At 70.1% G+C, this 18,742-nt stretch carries 10 protein-coding genes and 1 pseudogene; 4 read left to right on the top strand and 7 right to left on the bottom strand.

The genetic code is table 11. The features are described 5' to 3' along the window. Positions 1–747: 747 nt before the first annotated feature. Positions 748–945: a hypothetical protein gene (locus tag ACFVWU_RS13490; RefSeq protein WP_387619251.1), complete on the top strand. Its 198-nt coding sequence runs from the start codon at positions 748–750 to the stop codon at positions 943–945. A 90-nt stretch (positions 946–1,035) separates the two neighbouring features. Beyond that, positions 1,036–2,781 (top strand): DUF6895 family protein, encoded by a 1,746-nt coding sequence (locus ACFVWU_RS13485; protein ID WP_387619325.1) that lies wholly within the window; start codon positions 1,036–1,038, stop codon positions 2,779–2,781. 167 nt (positions 2,782–2,948) lie between these two features. Here the strand turns inward: ACFVWU_RS13485 and ACFVWU_RS13480 are convergent. Then, positions 2,949–3,121, bottom strand: a pseudogene (locus tag ACFVWU_RS13480) (transposase); the annotation flags it as partial. Between the two features lie 429 nt (positions 3,122–3,550). On the opposite strand from ACFVWU_RS13480, the gene ACFVWU_RS13475 reads away from it, so the two are divergent. Then, positions 3,551–5,413, top strand: coding sequence for an IPT/TIG domain-containing protein (locus ACFVWU_RS13475; RefSeq protein WP_387619248.1), 1,863 nt, complete (start codon positions 3,551–3,553; stop codon positions 5,411–5,413). Positions 5,414–5,812: 399 nt separating this feature from the next. On the opposite strand, the gene ACFVWU_RS13470 is transcribed toward ACFVWU_RS13475, so the two are convergent. From ACFVWU_RS13470 to ACFVWU_RS13450, 5 genes are all read right to left on the bottom strand, one after another. Next, the gene (locus ACFVWU_RS13470) at positions 5,813–6,994 is read right to left on the bottom strand and encodes an IS21 family transposase (protein ID WP_387619245.1); all 1,182 of its coding nucleotides are present in this window, start codon (positions 6,992–6,994) and stop codon (positions 5,813–5,815) included. Positions 6,995–7,361: 367 nt separating this feature from the next. After that, positions 7,362–7,784 (bottom strand): ATP-binding protein, encoded by a 423-nt coding sequence (locus ACFVWU_RS13465; RefSeq protein WP_387619242.1) that lies wholly within the window; start codon positions 7,782–7,784, stop codon positions 7,362–7,364. Positions 7,785–7,875: 91 nt separating this feature from the next. Next, positions 7,876–14,385, bottom strand: coding sequence for an SDR family NAD(P)-dependent oxidoreductase (locus tag ACFVWU_RS13460; RefSeq protein WP_387619239.1), 6,510 nt, complete (start codon positions 14,383–14,385; stop codon positions 7,876–7,878). Positions 14,386–14,465: 80 nt separating this feature from the next. Beyond that, positions 14,466–15,752, bottom strand: coding sequence for a beta-ketoacyl synthase N-terminal-like domain-containing protein (locus ACFVWU_RS13455; RefSeq protein WP_387619322.1), 1,287 nt, complete (start codon positions 15,750–15,752; stop codon positions 14,466–14,468). 226 nt (positions 15,753–15,978) lie between these two features. Further along, positions 15,979–16,197 carry a DUF5988 family protein gene (locus ACFVWU_RS13450; protein ID WP_387619236.1) on the bottom strand — a complete coding sequence of 73 codons (219 nt, stop codon included), beginning with the start codon at positions 16,195–16,197 and terminating at the stop codon, positions 15,979–15,981. A 626-nt stretch (positions 16,198–16,823) separates the two neighbouring features. Here ACFVWU_RS13450 and ACFVWU_RS13445 point away from each other — a divergent pair. Continuing rightward, positions 16,824–17,324, top strand: a complete 501-nt coding sequence (locus ACFVWU_RS13445) for an IPT/TIG domain-containing protein (protein ID WP_387619233.1) — start codon at positions 16,824–16,826, stop codon at positions 17,322–17,324. 157 nt (positions 17,325–17,481) lie between these two features. Here ACFVWU_RS13445 and ACFVWU_RS13440 read toward each other — a convergent pair whose 3' ends face one another. After that, on the bottom strand, positions 17,482–18,666 hold the full coding sequence (locus tag ACFVWU_RS13440; RefSeq protein ID WP_387619320.1) for an IPT/TIG domain-containing protein: 1,185 nt from the start codon (positions 18,664–18,666) through the stop codon (positions 17,482–17,484). Between the last annotated feature and the right edge of the window lie 76 nt (positions 18,667–18,742).

Here is an 18,742-nt window from a genome sequence, read left to right as displayed (position 1 = left end):
ACATGACGTCGGTTCCTGACCGGGGGCGCCCGACGGCTGCCGGACCGGGAGCACCTGTCTCCTGAGGTCCAGCGCGTTCCCCCGGCAAGGGATGGGCGGCCCACCGGGTGTGATCGCTACGAGTAACCCATAGGACACGGACGGTAGCCATCGAAAGGCCTGCTTCTCACCCGAACGGCCGAGCGCGCTCTACCCGGAAACGATCCCGCACGTCCTGTCCACCCGGTCGCGACGGCCGCTTCCCCGCGTACCGCGGCCACACCTGCCAGCCCTCCAGTGTCTCGTTCGCGTTCGCCTGCAAGCGGAAGCCAAGCTCAGCGGTCCCCCGCCCTCAACCGGCCCGCTGCCGCCCATCCCGCTGACACCACCCCACCCGCCCGCACCGAGGTCGCTGACGGCGTGTCGGTTGACCCGGCCGACGAAGCCCTCGGCGGTGGCGACGTGGGAACACGACCGTCTCGCCGAACGGGCTCAGCCCCGGGTTGCCGGACCACTTGGCCGACAAGGCCCTGGAGTCGATGGCCGAATGGCGTGCCCGATCGCTCGATCCGTCCACCCGGTGGTGTTCGTGGACGCGGGCTACGTGGATCCGCACTGCGAGGACAATAGAATATTGTATTCAGGATGGACTGTTCGAGTGAATTCATATATTCACTGGTGACATTCGCGTAAATCATTGACACGATCGAGGATGAGTATCCTGCGGGATAGGGGCCCGCGGAAATCACGCCCCGACGGAGGTTCATCATGACCAACTGCCCTGCTGTCGACGCCCGGGCTGCTCTCGCCTTCCTCCAGAGCAGCGGACTGATAAACATGAACACCACTCTGGAGCAGTTGGTCAGTGCGACCACCACGCTCGGAGAAATCTCCGGCTATGTGCTGGCCTGGGACAAGTATGTGCTCGTCGTCCCGTCCGTGACCGAGGAGGCCGCGCAGGCCTAGCTTCGGACTGCGCCGGTCCGGGGGTGCCCGCGTCAGGCGAAACGTGCGGCCGGGTTGGATCGACTCATCAGGAGGGCGGCTGTGGCTGGCATGCAGCGCACGGTGGAACGCGGAGCAGTCTCCTGGCTGGCCGCACACCGCACCCGTTTCGATCCTGACGCCGTCGATGAGGGGCGTGTGCTGTTCGTCCGCAAGGCGCTCGTCGAGGTCGCGTTGCTGGTCGGACTGCGCGCCCGGGCGGAGTCCGGATCCTTCGGCGATGCCGACTATCAGATGCTGTTCGACCAGGTCACCGCAGTGGCAGCTCGAGCTTCGTACCGTGAGCTCGTCGCACGCGACGAGCGGGCCCTGCTCTTGTACGCGGGCACCTATGCGTCACAGCGGTTGTGCGGGCAGCCCGACGGCGAGTTCGAGCGCCTCATCGGCCAAGCGGTCTCCGGGCGCTACGCGGCCTGTTTCGAGCGCGTTCCCTTTCGGCAGCTGGATCTGCTGCACACGCTGGAGTTGGCCGGAATCGATCACGGAGTACCGGCGGCCAACGCTGTACTGTCTTTCTCCTTGCTCTGTGCCGATCCATCCGTGCTGAAGCTGAGCGATGGCGATATTTACGCGATCACGCATACCGTGTTCTACGCCACCGATTTTGGTCGGCGTATCCCCCGGTGGCCCACTGGATACGATCTTCCGCAGGCCGTGGAACTACTGGAGGCACTCAGCCTTCTGTGCCGTCAGAAGGAGAACGCCGACCTCGTCGCCGAATTGCTCTGCTGCCTGCTGTGCCTGGGGATCCGGGACTCGCCCGAGACGGAACGGGCATGGGCGTTCCTCGCCGATGCACAGGAACCCAGCGGGAGGGTCGCCGGGCCGGACGGCGTTCTCCCGCCGGAACTCGAGAACGGCGATTCGGAATACCGCGGCTGGGCCACCGGGTACCACACCACGATCGTGGCAGCGCTGGCCGGCCACCTCGCCCGCGACGCAGCCGTGATCCGACGGCCGCGCCCCTCACCTCCCCGGTCCGCCGGCAAGGGACGACTCGAAGCCGCGATCCGGCGTGCCATCACCTGGCTGACCGACGACGCTCTCGAGGTGCCCTTCGACGACGCAGTTCCGGCAGCGGGCGCGGCCTCGCGCGCCGCACGCTCCGTGGGGGAGCCGCAACTCGCCGCCCGGACTCTCGCACGCCTCGCGCAACGTGCCGATGGCGCCCTCGCCCAGCCGGTGGCCTGGGGGCAGCAGGGCGTCGACGCGGTTGCCGAGTGTGCGCGAGGCCTGTCGGCCTGCGGACTGGTCTGCGACTCCCTCGACCGGTTCCTGACGGACACGGCAGGAACACTCACCGGACTCACCGCCGTTCCCGCGACCGCCGCTGGTGGAGTCAGACGACTTCAGGACCTGGGCCGACTCACCGCGCAGCAGGCGGACTCCCTCCTCGCCTCCACGGACCCCGCGAGCCTGCTGGCGGAGAACCATGCACCCGCGATCACCGCCGTGGCCTTGGCACAGTATGCCGACGGCCAACCGCTTCGCCTCGGCGACGACGCCTCCGCCTGGCGTTCCGTCGCGGAGCGGTTCGCGGCCGCGCTGCCGGCCGCCTGCCGGAGTTACCGACTCGAAGAGGTCGCCGCGCTCCTTCAAGGGCTGGGGGTGCTCGGCTGGGCCGATCACCGGATCACCCGCGACGGGGTCGACTTCCTGCTCTGCCAGCAGCACCCCACCGGTGCATTCGGCTACCCGGCGCGCGACGACCACCAGGAGCGGGCGACGGCGCAACGCATCTGGACCCAGAGTTGCGTCGTCGCCCTTTCATGCCTGTACGACTTGTACGACGAGTGAGTACCCCACCGCTCCCCACGTCCGCCCGGTACGGTTCCGCTGCGCCCCGTCCGCTGGACGTACTGGTGGCTCGACGAGCTTGTGGCCCGCCAGGTCACGGACGGCTTCGGTGACGTAATCGGTGCGGTTGTGCTCGCGGCCGTCGGGGTTGTTGGCGACCAGGGCGGCACGAGTGCCTCCAGGCGGTCGAGCGCGGCGTGGGCGAGGTTCGCCAGGCTGTGCTTCACGTGTTCCAGAGGTATTCGACCGGACTCAACTCTGTTGCACAGGAGGGCAGTAGGAAGACCGTCAGCCACTCGCGCCCGTCGATCAGGCGGCGCATCGTGTGGGAGACGTGTGTGACTTGCTCCACGCACATCGTGCAGAGCGTTTCCACGCCAACGTCGACGGTGTCGGCTTCGGTGCCGCAGAACGCAGTGCGCCACGAAGGATCTCGACAGCACACCAAGTGCCCAATCTCTTGTGCGTTTCGATGGCCGCCGGTACGGGGATGGAAGGGGTGATTCGAACCGGTGGGCTGCCCATCCCCTCGTCGAGGTGGACAGCCTTTTGCGTTCGTGCTGTGGCGCCCCGGGGGGGATCCGAGGGCCTGTGCCGCGGCCTGGAAGAGGCTGGCGCTAGGCCAGGCGGCCCCTACCCGAAAGGGGTCCGCATGCGTCCGGACGTCCAGCAACCGCAGGAACCGTCGATCGCCCGCATATCAACCGAGCACAGGCCGGAAGCAGTTGCCGCGGGTGTGACGAGCGATCTCGCACCGTCGATCGTTCCCATGGCACTGACGTCGATCCCGGTGGGCAACGGCCCGTTCGGGATCGCCGTCGCGCCCAACGGCAACGCCTATGTCGCCAATGAGGGCGGGGCCGATGTGACGGTGATCGACACCGCGACCGACACCGTCATCGGCAGCCCCATTCCCGTCGGCAGCGGCCCGCGCGGGGTGGCGATCGCATCCAACGGCAACGTCTACGTCACCAACTTCGGGACGAACGACGTCACGGTGATCGACAGCGGCACCAACACCGTCCTCATCGCGAGCCTGCCCGTCGGTATCCAGCCCTGGGGAGTGGCGGTCGCCCCCAACGGCAACGCCTACATCGCCGACCACGGGGCGAACACCGTCACGGTGATCGACACCACCACCAACACCGTCCTCGGCTCCCCCATCGCCGTCAGCGGTTCCGGTCCCTCCGGCGTGGCGGTCGCCCCCAACGGCAACGTCTATGTGAGCAAAGAGATCACGAACGACGTGACGGTGATCGACAGCAGCACGAACACCGTCCTGGTGCCCAGCATCCTGGTGGGCAACACCCCGTTCCAGCTGTGGAGCGCCCCGAACGGCAAGGTCTTCGTCTCGGACTACGGGGCGAACAACCTGACGGTGATCGACAGCGTCACGAACACCGTCGTGGGCTCCCCCGTACCCGCCGGCACCGGCCCCTTCGGCGGAGCGGTCACCCCCGGTGGGACGGGCTACGCGGTCAACAACGTCTCGAACGACGTGACCGTGTTCGACACCGCGACCGGCACCGTGGTGATCCCCAGCATCGCGGTCGGCCTCCATCCCGACGGCGCGGCCGTCGTCCCGGGCAACAAGGTCTACGTCGCCAACCGCGGTCCGAACTCGGTCAGCGTGATCCCCTTCCCCACGCTGACCGGCATCAGCCCCGGTCAGGGATCCGCGGCGGGCGGGACCGCGGTGACGATCAACGGCACCAACCTGACCGGAGCGAGTGTCACCATCGGCGGCAACGCCGCCACCAACGTCACGATCAACGCGGGCGGTACGCAGATCACCGCCACCACCCCGTCCGGGACCGCCGGACCGGCCACCGTCACCGTCACCACCGCGACCGGAACCGCCAGCCTGGTGAACGGCTTCGCCTACGCGGCCGCGCCCACCGGCATCAGCCCCGACCAGGGCACCACCGCCGGTGGCACTGTCGTGACCATCCAGGGGCACGACCTGGCCGGCGCAACCGCCGTTTACTTTGGCAACAGCCAAGCCACCATCCTGGCCGACACCGCGGCCTCGGTCACCGTCCGCGCCCCGGCCGGACAGGGCGCGGTCCCCGTGACCGTCACCACCCCCGGCGGCACCGCGACCTTCGGCACCTTCTACTACCTCCCCGCCCCGCTGCTGACCGGGATCACCCCCACCATGGGCCCCGTCACCGGCGGAGGCACCGCGGTCATCACCGGTGCCGACCTGGCCGGAACCACCTCGGTGCGCTTCGGCTCCCAGGTGGCCCCCATCCAGTCCGTCACCGACACCGCCGTCACCGTCGGCGTCCCCAGCGCTCCGTCCTCCGGCCCGGTGCCCGTGACCGTCACCACCCCCGGCGGCACCGCCAACGGTCTGACCTTCACCTACCTCGACACGCCCTCCCTGACTGCGGTCAACCCCGACACCGGACCCACCAGCGGCACCGACGTCACCTTCACCGGCGCCAACCTCGGCACCACCCAGGAAGTCACCTTCGACAACACCCCCGCGGCCTTCGCCGTCATCTCCGACCAGACGATCACCGCCACCGCCCCACCCCACCCCGCCGGAGGAATCACCATCACGGTCACCACCCTCGGCGGCAGCACCCAGAGCACCTACACCTACCTCGAAGGCCCCGCCGTCTGATACGACAGTCGCCCGACCTACCCTGGTTCACCCGATTCAGCTGGGCGACTTCAGGGTCCGAGCCAGCCCGCTTCGGCAGCCAGTGCTCCGGCCTGGAAGCGGCTGCGGGCGTTGAGGCGTTCTGCTCCTGGGCGGTGAGCCCGTGTTCGTCGCGCTGGGCGGCGGCGCCGCGCGGTTGGGCACCGGTCCAGACGGTCTCGAATACCCGGCTGATCTCCTCCGTAGCCATAAGACGGTGCTGGTGCGCTCGGCGGCCGTCAGTCCGTTCCTTCCGGTGCGGATCCGCGGTACCGGGACCGGCTCCGCGCGGGGGAGGCGGATCCGTCTCGTGTTTCCGCGGCGCCGGCGAGCGGCTTGCTGGGCTGCTGGTCGTCCTGCCGGGACAGGGCCTGGCCCTTGCTAGTCCGTGGCGGCCCGACACCGCGGGCGACGGGTCCTTCCCGCCGTCCAGGCTCGCGCCGCTGCGGTGGAGGTCCGGTTGGGCCGTTCCAAGGTGATCGGGCCACTGTGCTCGGCGACCGTCTGGCCCGCCCCCCTCGGAGCCCTCGGGAAACGGGCGATGACCGCCCCGCGAGTGGTGGTGATCGACAGGTGTGGTTCGTCCAGCCGTCGGCGGATCCCCACCTCGTTACCGGCGAGACCCGGGGCGAGCAGGTAGAAGTTGCCCTCGAACGACACGAGTCCGCGAGGATCGACCCTGCGCTGAACGCAGATGCGGGCCGGGAACGGCTTCGGGGGCAGCGGCAGCAGGGCTCGGGCGTCGCGACTCGTCCGTCGGTGCCAACGGTCCGAGCGCTCGGTCAGGCGGTCGAGGCTGTCCTGGGCCGCCCGTACGCTGAGTTCGTCGGCCGCGGTGTTCCACCAGTGAAGGACGACGGAGCGGTGGGCGCGGACGACGGGGCCGGACGCTTCCATCTGCGGGCGGATCGCGATGGAGGCACCGTAGTGGACCGCGATCTCGTGGAAGACGGCGGTCACCTTGCCGGCCGTCGAGCAGACCGGCCGGGTCCGGTCGAACAGCCAGCGCTCGCCGGTGCCGCCGAGGCGACGCAGCACCTGGTCCAGGGCTTCCACGTAGTGCGGGAGGTCGTCGGTGTCGGCCAAGGCGGCCCGCCAGCGGCCGGATTGCGTGAGCGAACCCATGAGCAGGTGCATCTCGGGCCCGCAGTCCCATTCGACCGGCGGGGGCGGGAGCCGCACCCAGTCGAACTGCACGTCTTCGAAGGTGCCGCGGCTGGGGCTGCCCCTCCCGCGGTGGCACGGTCCGCAGGGCGGTCGCGTCAGGTGCCTGCGCAGGGCGCGGGTGAAGGTCGAGTAGGCGCGGTTGTAGCCCAGCTCGACGATCTCGCTGTGGAGCACCTTCGCCTGTAGGTGCGGATCGTCCTCGAGGCGCTGCCGGCAGTACGGGACGAACTGCAGGAACTCATCACAGGTCACTGCTCGGACCCCTACGCTCCGCTCCCGGTTGAGGTAGGCCCTGACCGTCTTGCGGTCACGGCCCAGGCATCGGGCGATCGCAGAGATGGACCAGCCCTGCTGGCGCAAGGCGTAAGCATCTTTGTATTCTTCTGCGCTGAGCATCCAAATCCCCTGACTATCGGACTTCGCCGCCGCAAAGCGCCTTGAATTAGTGGCGGCCGCCAGGCATGGTCGAAAAATATAGCATGCAACGGAATCGCTCAAGGGGGGGAAACGTTTCTTTTTGGATATGTGAGGGACAATTTCAGGGAGCGAGTGGTGCGCCGCCGCCGTCCATTCGGGATTGAGTCCCGGCTTTGCGGCATGGCCTCCTCGCATTCCCGGGGATTCTTTCGAGCGATGCCGGAATTGCATATTAAAGGACGCTTGAATTGCGTGCATGCGAGGATTGGCATCGAATCGTTCATGCGGCGGGTTCGGTGACGCCGCAACCCCGGATCACGGCGGGCGCGGGAGACGGCGCGCGGCCTCACAGCGGCAGTCGGCAGGAAACCGTCTTGGTTCCGTCGAGGTGGAAACGGTACGCCCACGCGCCGGCGATGCTCTCCACCAGAAGCAGCCCGCGTCCGCCTTCTTGACAGGCGGTTGCCCGGTGCGCCTGGGGAGCGCTCGCGGAGCGGTCTCGAATACCGATCGCGAGCCACCGCTGCTCGAGCGCGATCGTCACCCTGATCGGCTGCTCGCTGTCGGTGTGTTTGATCGCGTTCGTCAGCAGCTCGGTGGTCAGGAGTTCGGCGTCCTCGATGAGGTGTGCCATCTCCCAATGGCTGAGAATGGCCTTCACGGCACGGCGTACGGGCCGTACGCATTGGGGCTCCGGCTCCACGAACATGGTCAGGCGTCGTCCCCGCGTGTCATGCGTGTCCAGGCGTGGCAGGTCTGTCGAGGTCATGGTCGTCCCCTGGTTCCCTCCCCCGGCGAAGACGGAATCCCGTGTTTCGCGGTCCGGCAGTGGCTTGGCGCGCCGACGGCGCGGAGTGAGCTCATGAGTTCTTGCTCAGCGGCCCGGTGTCGGCTGTGGGGTCCGGCACCTGGTCCGACCGCGGCGAGCGGGGAGCGATGAGCTCCACGGCTCGGGGCACGGCGTCACCCGGGGAATCCGGTGGGGTGTCGGTGGTCAGGCCGATGCCGATGTGCTGTGCGAGGCCGTCGGCGAGCGCCGCCAGAGTGGGATGGCCCGCGACGAAGTCGCCGGCGAGCCTGACGTCGAGCGAGGCTTCCAGCCGGGTTCGCAGTTCGATGCGGAGCAGGGAATCGAACCCGAGGGCGTTCAGCGGGGTCTGCGGATCCAGGGTGCTGGCCCCCAGCCGGAGGACGGTGCGGATGTGTTCGGCCAGGTAGTTCTCGAGGATCGTGCGGCGGGCGAGGCCGGGTTCCGCGGCCCGCAGCTCGCGTCGGACATCGCGCGCCGCGTCCTGGCCGACCGTCCGTACGGAGGTGTCGGGCGCCTCGGGCGTGAGGAGGGCGAACAGCGATGACGTTCGGCCGGCCGAGGGGATCCAGGTGTCCGGCGGGCCGGGGATGACGCCGGTGCGTACGCGGCCGTGGGTCAGGAGCGCCGCGAGGGCCTCGAGTCCGTCGGCGGTGGGAATGGTCTGGTAGCCGCGGGTCGCGAAGTCGGTGGCGACCCCGGTTTCGCCCCAGGGGCCCCAGTTCACGGCCAACGTGGGCAGGTCCAGGGCGGTGCGCCAGGTGGCGAACGCGTCGAGCCACGCGTTGGCGGCCGAGTAGGCGCCCTGGCCCGGGTTGCCGAGCAGGGAGGCCATGGAGGAATAGAGGACGAACCAGTCGAGTGGCAGTCCGGTGGTGGCCTGGTGGAGACGCCAGGCGCCGGTGACCTTGGGACGCCAGACGCGTTCCAGCTGGTCGTCGGTGATGTTGGACACCGCGGCGTCGTCGAGGACCATCGCGGCGTGGATGACGCCGCGCAGCGTCCCGCCGTCGGCGGTGGCTTCGGCCACCAGTTGCTCGGCGATGCCGGGCTGCGCGATGTCGCCGAGCACGACGCTGATGCGGGTCCCCTGTTCGAGCAGTCCGGCGAGGACCCGTTCGGTGTCGGCCGAGGGCGGTGTGCGTCCGTTGAGCACGAGGTGGGCGGCGCCTTGGCCTGCCAGCCAGTGGGCCGTGGCGAGGCCGACGCCGCGCAGGCCTCCGGTGATGACGTAGGCGCCGTCTGCTCGCACCGGCGAGGGCGGGTCGCGCAGTACGGCGGTGGTGTGGCCTTCGCCGGGTATGGTCAGGACCAGTTTGCCGATGTGCCCGGCACCGGCCATGAGGCGAAAGGCGTCGGCGGCCCGCGCGAGCGGATAGGTCTCGCATGGCAACGGGGCGAGGGTGCCCTGGTCGAATTCGGCCAGGACCTCGCCCAGCAGCTCGGCGAAGGTGTCCGCGCGGGTGTGTTGGAGCTCGACGAGGTCGACCGTGCTCATGGTGATGTTGTGCCGTAGCGGTGCGAGACCGAGCGGGGTGTCGGCGAGGATGTCGCGTACACCCAGCTCGACGAACCTGCCGAAGGGGCGCAGCGTTTCGAGTCCGGCCCTGATGGCGTGTCCGGAGAGGGAGTTGAGGACCACGTCGACACCCTCTCCGGCGGTGGCGGCGCGGGTCTGCTCGGCGAAGTCCAGTGAGCGGGAGTCCATGATGTGCCGGATGCCCATCGCGCGCAGGTATCGGCGCTTGTCCTCGCTGCCGGCGGTGGCGAGCACTTCGGCGCCCAGGCGCCGCGCGACCGCGATCGCGGCCAGTCCTGTCCCGCCGGTGGCGCTGTGGATCAGGACACGCTCGCCGCTGGTGAGCCTGGCGACGTGGCGCAGTGCGTACCAGGCGGTGAGGTAGGCGATGGGCAGCCCGGCGGCCGTCTCGGCGGACAGGCCCGTCGGGACGGGGGCGACGGCGGTGGCGGGCAGGGTGGTGAACGTGGTGAAGAGGCCGCCTCCCACGTCGGCGGCGAGGACTTCGTCGCCGGCGCGCAGGTGCCTGACGCCCGGTCCGACGGCGGTGATCACGCCGGTGGCTTCGAAGCCGATGCGGTAGCCCGCTTCGTCGTCGGTCGCCAGCATGCCCATGGCGGTGAGCACGTCGCGGAAGTTCACGCCTGCGGCGTGGAGGCGCAGTTCGACCTCACCCGGGCCGGGAGCACGTCGTGGAGTGGTGGTCAGGCGCAGGGCGTCGAGGTCGCCGAGCCGCCCCGCGTGGAGCTGGAAGCGGTCGGCGCCGTAGCGCACGGTGCGGGTGACGGCGGTGGCGCGTTCGGTTTCGGACAGGGGGGTGTAGGCCAGCCGGGCGATGTGGCGGGTGTCGCCGCGCAGGGCGATCTCGTCCTCGGGGGGGTCGGTGAGGAGTTCGGCCGCGAGCCGGTGCAGGTCGACGTCGGCGGGGTCGGCGTCGATGAGGGTCGCGCGCAGCTCCGGGTGTTCGTGTGTCAGGACGCGCACGAGTCCGCGCAGGGCGCTCTGGGCGGGGTCGCAGGGGTGCCCCGGCTCTGGATCGTGGGCGGATCGGGTGACGGCGAACAGGCGTGTGGGCGCGCCGCGCGCGATCGCGCTCTGCGCGGCGGCGAGCAGGCGGCGGGTACGGTGCAGCGCGATCGCGGCGGCGTCGTCGTCGGGCGCGGACGGCGCGGCGAGGAGGACCACGGCGCGTGGCGCGGGTGAGGGGTCCCAGTGTCGGGCGATGGTCTGCTTGAGCGGCTGGAGGGTGGCGCTGTCGACGGGGGCGTCGAGGACGTCGGTGCGTGCTCCGGCGCGTTCGAGGGCGTCTGCCAGTGCCCGGGCGGATCCGTCGGCCTCACCGATGACGAGCCAGGGTCCCGGGCCGGCCGGTTCGAGGTTCTCCCGGCGTGGCCCGGGCTGCCAGCGGGTTTCGAGGAACCACCGGTCGACGGTTTCGTCGGTCCGCGCGCCGTGGCGTATGAAGCGCAGTGCGTCGATCTCGACGAGGGGGTTTCCCGCCTCGTCCAGCAGCCGCACGTCTCCGACGATGCTGTCCGCGGCGCAATGGGTGAGCCGGGCGTGCGCGTAGCGGGCGCCCTCGGGGGCCGCGAGGATTCGCACGGCGTGCATCTGGACGGGCAGCACCAGGCCGTGGCCCGGTTCGTGGATCAGGCCGGCGACGACGAGCTGGGCGCACAGGTCCAGGAGGACCGGGTGGATCCGCAGGCCGTGGCGGGCGGTCCGTGCCGACTCCGGCAGCGTCACGCGGGCCCAGAAGCTGTCGCCCTGGGCGGACGTGTGCAGCTCGGTGATGCCGCTGAAGGCCGGGCCGTGCTCCAGGCCCCGTGCGCGCAGGCTCGTGTAGAGGGCGTGCGGATCCAGGACGACGGGGTGGTCGGCGGTCAGTGCGGCCACGGAGAGCGCCGATGCCCGGGGGGCGGCGTCGATGCGACGCAGAACAGCGGTGGCCTGCCGTACCCAGGTTCCGTCCTTGTCCTGGCCGAAGACCTCGCAGTCGGCGCGGTCGGCGTCGGTCAGGGTGACGGTCGTGCCGATGGGCGTGCGGGCGTCGAGGTGCATCAGCTCGCGGAAGTGGATGTCGGTCGCTTCGACATCGTGCGCGGCGCCGTGGAAGACCTCGCCGGCCGCGGTCAGGGCCAGGGCGCAATAGGCGGCGCCGGGCAGGACCGGTTGGCCGTGGACACGGTGGTCGGCCATCCAGGGCAGGACGTCGGTGCCGGTGTCGGCGTGCCAGGCGTGGCGGGGTTGGTCGCCGGGCACCCGCGTGTGTGTGCCCGGCAGGGCGGCGGGCGCGCCTTCGGCGTGCTGGGAGGCCGTTCGGGGTGGGGTGATGTCGGTCCAGTGGGGTCGACGGTCGAAGGTCAGCGCGGGTACGTCGGTCAGGCGGCCCTCGGCGTAGAGGCGGGACCAGTCGACGCCGACTCCCGCGCAGTGCAGGGCGGCGAGCTGTGTGCGGAAGGTGGTGCGGTCGTCTTCCCCCTTGCGCAGTGTCGACAGGATCACGGGTTCGTGGAGCAGGCCGGTCAGGCTCTGGGAGAGGGGGCGGGTGACGACGGCGTGGGGCGAGATCTCGAGGTACACCTGGTGGCGGTCGGCGGCGGCCGCGGCCACGGCGGCGCTGAAGCGCACGGGGCGGCGCAGGTTGGCGCACCAGTAGGCGGCGTCGAAGATCGGGGTGTCGCGGGGGTCGTCCAGGACGGTGGTGTAGAAGGGGACGGTCGGTCGGCTGGGGGTGAGCCCGGCGAGCGCGGCGGCGAGGTCCGCGAGCAGCGGGTCGACCTGGGGGCAGTGCGAGGCGACGTCGACGTCGATCATGCGTGCCACGACTCCGCGGGCCTGCCAGGTGGTGGTCAGGTGCCGGATGACGGCCACGGTGCCGGCGACGACAGTCGAGTCGGGCGCGGCGACGACGGCCACGGACACCGTGTCGTCGCCGATGGCGGCGAGGTCGTTCTCGACGCTCGCGCTGTCGAGGCCGACGCTCACCATGGCGCCGGCCCCGGCGATGCGGGTGAGGAGAGCGGATCGTCGGCAGATGACGCGGACGCCGTCGGCCAGGGTGAGTGCTCCGGCGGTGACGGCGGCCGCGACTTCGCCCATGGAATGGCCGATGACTGCGGCCGGTTCGGTCCCGTGATCGCGCCAGGCGGCGGCCAGGGCGACCTGCAGGGCGAACAACGCGGGTTGCACGTGGCCGCAGCCGCTGACGTGTTCGCGGTCGCGGACGGCTCGCAGAACGGAGAACCCGGTCTCGGCGGCGATCAGCGCATCGGCTTCGGCCAGGGTCTCGGCGAAGGCCGGCTCGTGGTGGAGCAGGCCGTGCCCCATGCCCTGCCACTGCGAGCCCTGACCGGAGAACACCCAGACGGGACGGCGGCTGACGCCCGCGCCCACGTGGCCGTGTACGACGCCGGGGTGGGCTCGACCGGCTTCGAAGGAACGCAGGGCGTGCGTCAGGTCACGGCGGGAGCCGGCCACCACGCCGAGCCGACCGTGCCCGGGGGAGCGGCGCAGGGCGAGGGTGTGGGCGATGTCGTGCAAGGGGGTGGCGGCTCCCTCGGTCTCCAGCCAGCGGGCCAGGCGTGCGGCGGCGGCGGGCAGTGCGTCGGGGGAGCCGGCGGCCAGGAGGAAGACGTGGGGCGGGGTGGCCTGCGCCTGCGACGGCGGGGCGTCGGTGGGGACGGCGGCCGCGCGCGTGGGAGTGCCGGCGGTGGGACCGCCGGGGAGGATGACGGTGCGGCGTCGGGCGGGGGCCTGTTCGAGGATCACGTGGGCGTTGGTCCCGGAGAAGCCGAAGGAGGACACCGCGGCCAATCGCGAGGCCGTCCGGGTGGGCCAGGCGGACAGGCTGGTGGGGACGAACAGGCGGGTGCCTTCGGCGCTGATGGCCGGGTTCCACCGGGTGAAGTGCAGGTTGGGCGGGACGAGCCCGCGCTGGAGGCAGAGCACTGCCTTGATCAGGCCGATGACGCCGGCCGCCGGTTCCAGGTGGCCCACGTTCGTCTTCACCGAACCCAGCGCGCAGCGCCCCTGTCCCACGCCGTAGACCGCGGCCAGGCTGGAGAACTCGACGGGGTCTCCGACGGGTGTGCCGGTGCCGTGCGTTTCCACCAGACCAACGTCGCGCGGGTCGGTTCCGGATCGGGCGAGGGCCTGGTGGTAGAGGGCCTGCTGGGCCTCGGCGGAGGGCGCGGCCAGGACGTCGGAGCGGCCGTCCTGGTTGACGGCCGAGCCGCGGACCAGGGCCAGGACGCGGTCGTCGTCGCGTAGCGCGTCGTCAAGGCGTTTGAGGACGACGACGCCGCAGCCTTCGCCGCGTACGAAGCCGTCCGCGGCCGCGTCGAAGGTCCGGCAGCGACCGGTGGGCGAGAGCATCCCCATGCGGGCGAAGGACATCGTCGTCCTGGCGCCGAGCATGAGGGTGACGCCGCCGGCCAGCGCGAGGTCGCACTCGTCGTTCCGCAGGGCCTGACAGGCCAGGTGGAGCGCCACGAGTGAGGACGAGCACGCGGTGTCCAGTGCCACGCAAGGGCCCTGTAGGCCCAGCAGGTAGGAGATGCGTCCCGGGGCGACGCAGTGCCCGTTGGTCAGGATCGCGCCCTCGAGTTCACGGGGCTGGCCGGAGAGGGCCTCCATGTAGTCGGTGTAGCTCAGGCCCGAGAACAGTCCCGTCGAGGTTCCCGCCAGTCGCTCCGGGGGGATTCCGGCGTGCTCGAGCGCCTCCCACGTCACTTCCAGGAGCAGCCGGTGCTGGGGGTCCAGAACGTCGGCCTCCTTGCCCGAGACCCCGAAGAAGTCGGCGTCGAAACCGGCGACGTCGCGAAGGTAGCCCCCCCACAGCGGCATCGGAGCGGCGGCGTGGGCCGGGGCGGCCTCCACGTGCCCCGCGCGGCTTATCGGCGGCTCGCCGACCGCGTCCTGGCCGGCTTCGAGCAGCCGCCACAGCCCGGCGGGCGAGTCGATGTCGCGGGGAAGTCGGCATCCCATGCCGACGATGGCGATGTGCGCATCGGCGGCTCTCGGGTTCTCTGCGTGGCCCATCACATGGTCTCCTACGCGCTTGCGCGAACGGGGGTGGGGAGCGCTCGCCGTCCGGCGGTGTGGCCGCCGGAGGCCGGGGGTCAGTCGACGTCCGAACTGCCCAGCAGGATCGCGCTCTTGACACCTCCGATCTGGTAGTTGCAGGTCAGTGCGTAGTCGAACTCCAGGTGCCGGGTGTGGCGGCCGGGGACGGGATCGAAGCAGATGTTGTCGGCCGGCTCCTCGCAGTTCGCGGTCGGGCACACCTCTCCCTGCTCCAGCATCAGGAGGGTCAGGGCGACGCCCAGAGCTCCCGCCGGGGCGCCGTTGTGGCCGAAGCAGGCTTCCTGGGAGGTCATCAGGAGGTCTTCGACAGCGTCGCCGTAGAGCTGCCTGGCCGCGTTCGCCTCGAACGCGGTCACGACGACGTCGCCGTCGCTTCCGCCGTGGATGTAGGGGACCTGGCCGATGTCCCACCGGTCGCCGAGGCACTTGCGGATGGCGGCGACCAGTGACGCGCCGTTCTCGTCGCTCGCGAGCGGATTGGACAGGCCGTCGCGGGTCATACCGTGCGACAGGACCTGGCCGTAGGTGTACGCCCCGCGTCGCTGGGCGCGGTCGCGGCTTTCCAGCACCAGGGTCACCGATCCCTCCCCGTGGTTCACGCAGTCGGCCCGTCGGTCGTAGGGCCTCATGATCCGGTCGAAGGCCGGGAGGAGTTCGGGCATGCCGTCGACGCGGATGGAATCGTAGGCACGCTGGGCACCGTGCAGCAGACGCTGGACGTTCTGGATCACGTCCACACCGAACACGTCGACGCCGGTGACGACGGCGAGGTCGATGTCACCGTCCGCGATCATGCGGCGGGCGTTGCCGATCTGGACGGCGGAGGACGCGCAGCCGCACGAGACGGTGAAGCAGGGGCCGGTCGTGCGCATCAGCGCCCCTTGGACCAGTGCCACGTCGGAAGGGGTGAGTCCCTGCTGAGCCCTGACGAACAGCTCCATCGCCTGGTTCGGGGTGGTGGTGCGTGCGTCGGCGTGCAGGACTTCGAGGTAGCTGGAGACGTTGGCATCGATGCCCCCGCGCCCGACCAGGACGGCGGCGTTGGTGAGGTCACCGTCCCGGATGCTCAGTTGGGCGTCCGCGCAGGCTTCCACGAGGGACACCAGCCCATAGCGGTGCGCGTTGGTGTAGTGCTGGGAGAAGATGCCCGGCAGGTCCGGCAGGCGCTCCGCGAAGGCCGTGTCCGGCAGATCGACGGAGCCGTAGTAGACGCCGTGGTGCTTCAGGCACGAGCGGCCGTTGGCGGCCACGTCCCAGACCTCGTCCGCGGTGAACAGCGGCTGCTCCTCGCCCGGCAGGCAGAACCCCATGCCGGTGACCATGGTGTCCCGCTCGCCGGTGGCGCCTCGTGCGCGCGTGCTGGAGGGCCTGCTCACGACGCGTACCCGAGGGTGCGGCGCGGACGCTGATTCCGTACCGGTGCGGGAAGGTTGCTGATCATTGCTCACCTCGGGGTGTGGGGAGGGGTGATGCGGGACGGCGCCGCGTCGGTGTGCGGCTCATGGGGCCCGGCGCCGGCGTCGGATGCGGGGGAGACGGTGACGGGCGCTACTCGGCGATGGCGGTCCGGTACGACCACTGGTAGACCCGCATCAGCACGCCCCCGACGTCCTTGAAGTCCTGCGTGATCTCGAAGTGCTCATAGCCGTTTCCGCGAGGAATCGTCAACCGATCCTCAATGCTTCCGGATTTCACTTCCTGGATCTCAGGAATGTCACTCGGGCCGCCCTTGAGGAAGACGAGCAGACGGTGGGACGTGGTACTCACCTCACTCAATCGAAGCCGCTAAAGAATTCTTCGAGGAGGATCAAGCATCCGATTGACGGTGCACCCCCCCTGAATACCCGCAGGGGAGGCAGGTTAACCCAGGAATCCAAACAGCGCATGAAGTGCGCCAGGGGCGCACTCGCATCGCAGTCAGCAGATCGCGAGGATGTCATCGAAGTCGTGATGTCATCTGAACAAAGCCCAGTCGGGGGTCGCTGTCAAGAATAAATACGAAGACTTCGCCATGCTCTCCCGGTTGTGTCATGGCATGGATGAACATGCAGGTCAGATGGCTTGCTGGGCCGGTTTCCGCATGTTGTCTCCCCAGTTTCCGGGCACTCTCACCATGATTCATGCCAGGATTCTCGAGAGCTCTTCGATGGTCGTCCTGGGAGACGCTCGCTCGCGCTCACCTAAAATGCCCAGTGGCAAGTCTTTTGTCATGGCCGGCTCCCTCCGGCGAGGCGCTGAAGAGATTGCGCGCCCCCGATGGTGGCTTTGCTACCGCGTTTAGCAAATTCCCTATTGCCACCCGATGGCGCCCGAACCTACCGTGATGGAAACGCCTCGTCGACTTGGCCACAATGGCCTTGTCCGGCGTTCGGAAATCGGAAAAGAGGAATCCTATGTCCCCGATTCTCCTCGCGCTCGTCCCCTCGCACGGTCCGACGACCGGGGGTAACCCCGTGCTCCTGGTCGGCACCGGACTGACCGGCGCGACGGCGGTCCTGTTCGGCTCCACCCCCGCGCTCAGCTTCACCGTCCAGTTCGACGGGGCCATCACGGCCGTGGCCCCGCCCGGAACCGGGACGGTCCCGGTCACGGTGGTCACGCCGTCCGGCACCAGCAACAACCTCAGCTACACCTACCAGCTGCCGGCCCCGCCGACCATCCTCGCGCTCGTGCCGCCGATCGGCCTGGCCATGGGCGGCCTGCCCGTCCTCATCGTCGGTCACGGCCTGTCCGGCGCGACGTCGGTCCTGTTCGGCACCACCCCCGCCACGAACTTCACCGTGCTGGGCGACGGCGCCGTCCTGGCCGTCTCCCCGGCCGGGACCGGAACCGTCCCCGTCACGGTGATCACGCCCGCCGGCACCAGCAACGGTGCCTCCTACACCTACCTGTAGGACGGCGGCCGACCGCCGGTCCGTGCGCGACACGATCCGGCGGGATGAGAACAGTGAGCTCCGACAGCAGCCGCGCTGTCGGAGCTCACTGTTTGTCAAACGCTCGGTCGGGGGCGGGGTTCCGATGCCCGCGCCGCTCTCGGAAGAGGCGGCGACCCTAGATCGTCGGTGGGGCGGTGTAGGTGTAGGCGAGGCCGTTGCTGGTGCCGCCGGGGGTGGTCACCGTCACCTGCACCGTGCCCGAGCCCGCCGGCGCCGTGGCGACCAGGTAGCTGTCCGACACGACGGTGAAGGCGGCCGGCGCGGACCCGAAGGTGACCGCGGTGGCGGCGCTCAGTCCGCTGCCCGTCAGCGTGACCGTGGTCCCACCCGAGGTCGGCCCCGCCGTGGGAACCACACTCACCAGTTGGGGAACGGGAACGTAGGTGAACGCGACACCGTTGCTGGTGCCGCCGGGGGTGGTCACCGTCACCTGCACCGTGCCCGAGCCCGCCGGCACCGTCGCGGTGATCTGCGTCGCCGACACCACCGTGAACGACGACGCTGCGACGGCACCGAACCGCACCGCCGTCGCCCCCAACAGATTGTTTCCCGTGACGGTGACGGTGGTTCCGCCGAGAACAGGCCCTTCGTCGGGGACCACGGCGGTGAGCTGGGGGTTGCTCAGGTAGTAGTAGGGCACGGGCAGGCTGGTGCCACCGGCCGTGGTGACGGTGACGCCGGACGGCCCGGGCCCTCCGGTCGGCACGATCGCGGTGATCTGCGTCGCCGAGACCACCGTGAACGACGAGGCTGCGACGGCACCGAACCGCACCGCCGTCGCCCCCGTGAACCCGCTGCCCGTCAGCGTGACCGTATTGCCACCGGCCGCCGGTCCCTGGGTCGGGACGATCGTGGTCACCACCGGTGGGGCGGTGTAGGTGTAGGCGAGGCCGTTGCTGGTGCCGCCGGGGGTGGTCACCGTCACCTGCACCGTGCCCGAGCCCGCCGGCACCGTGGCGACCAGGTAGCTGTCCGACACGACGGTGAAGGCGGCCGGCGCGGACCCGAAGGTGACCGCGGTGGCGGCGCTCAGTCCGCTCCCCGTCAGCGTGACCGTGGTCCCACCCGAGGTCGGCCCCGCCGAAGGAACCACACTGACCAGTTGGGGAACGGGAACGTAGGTGAAGGCGACACCGTTGCTGGTGCCGCCGGGGGTGGTCACCGTCACCTGCACCGTGCCCGAGCCCGCCGGCACCGTCGCGGTGATCTGTGTCGCCGACACCACCGTGAACGACGACGCGGCGACGGCACCGAACCGCACCGCCGTCGCCCCCGAGAGCCCGCTGCCCGTCAGCGTCACCACCGACCCCGCCGCCCCCGACACCGGACTGACCGAAGCAAGCACCGGAGCGGCCACCGCATACGTGAACGCGACA

The organism is Kitasatospora sp. NPDC058190 (assembly GCF_042883685.1).
In the GTDB taxonomy this organism is placed as follows: Bacteria; Actinomycetota; Actinomycetes; order Streptomycetales; family Streptomycetaceae; genus Kitasatospora.
The sequence above is the reverse complement of the archived record's forward strand: the minus strand, read 5'-3'. Positions and strand labels throughout refer to the sequence as shown.

Coding starts and splice junctions, on each gene's coding strand:
- ACFVWU_RS13490 (WP_387619251.1), top strand. CDS start 748: ATGACCAACTGCCCTGCTGTCGACGCCCGGGCTGCTCTCGCCTTCCTC.
- ACFVWU_RS13485 (WP_387619325.1), top strand. CDS start 1,036: ATGCAGCGCACGGTGGAACGCGGAGCAGTCTCCTGGCTGGCCGCACAC.
- ACFVWU_RS13475 (WP_387619248.1), top strand. CDS start 3,551: ATGGCACTGACGTCGATCCCGGTGGGCAACGGCCCGTTCGGGATCGCC.
- ACFVWU_RS13470 (WP_387619245.1), bottom strand. CDS start 6,994: ATGCTCAGCGCAGAAGAATACAAAGATGCTTACGCCTTGCGCCAGCAG.
- ACFVWU_RS13465 (WP_387619242.1), bottom strand. CDS start 7,784: ATGACCTCGACAGACCTGCCACGCCTGGACACGCATGACACGCGGGGA.
- ACFVWU_RS13460 (WP_387619239.1), bottom strand. CDS start 14,385: ATGGGCCACGCAGAGAACCCGAGAGCCGCCGATGCGCACATCGCCATC.
- ACFVWU_RS13455 (WP_387619322.1), bottom strand. CDS start 15,752: ATGGTCACCGGCATGGGGTTCTGCCTGCCGGGCGAGGAGCAGCCGCTG.
- ACFVWU_RS13445 (WP_387619233.1), top strand. CDS start 16,824: ATGTCCCCGATTCTCCTCGCGCTCGTCCCCTCGCACGGTCCGACGACC.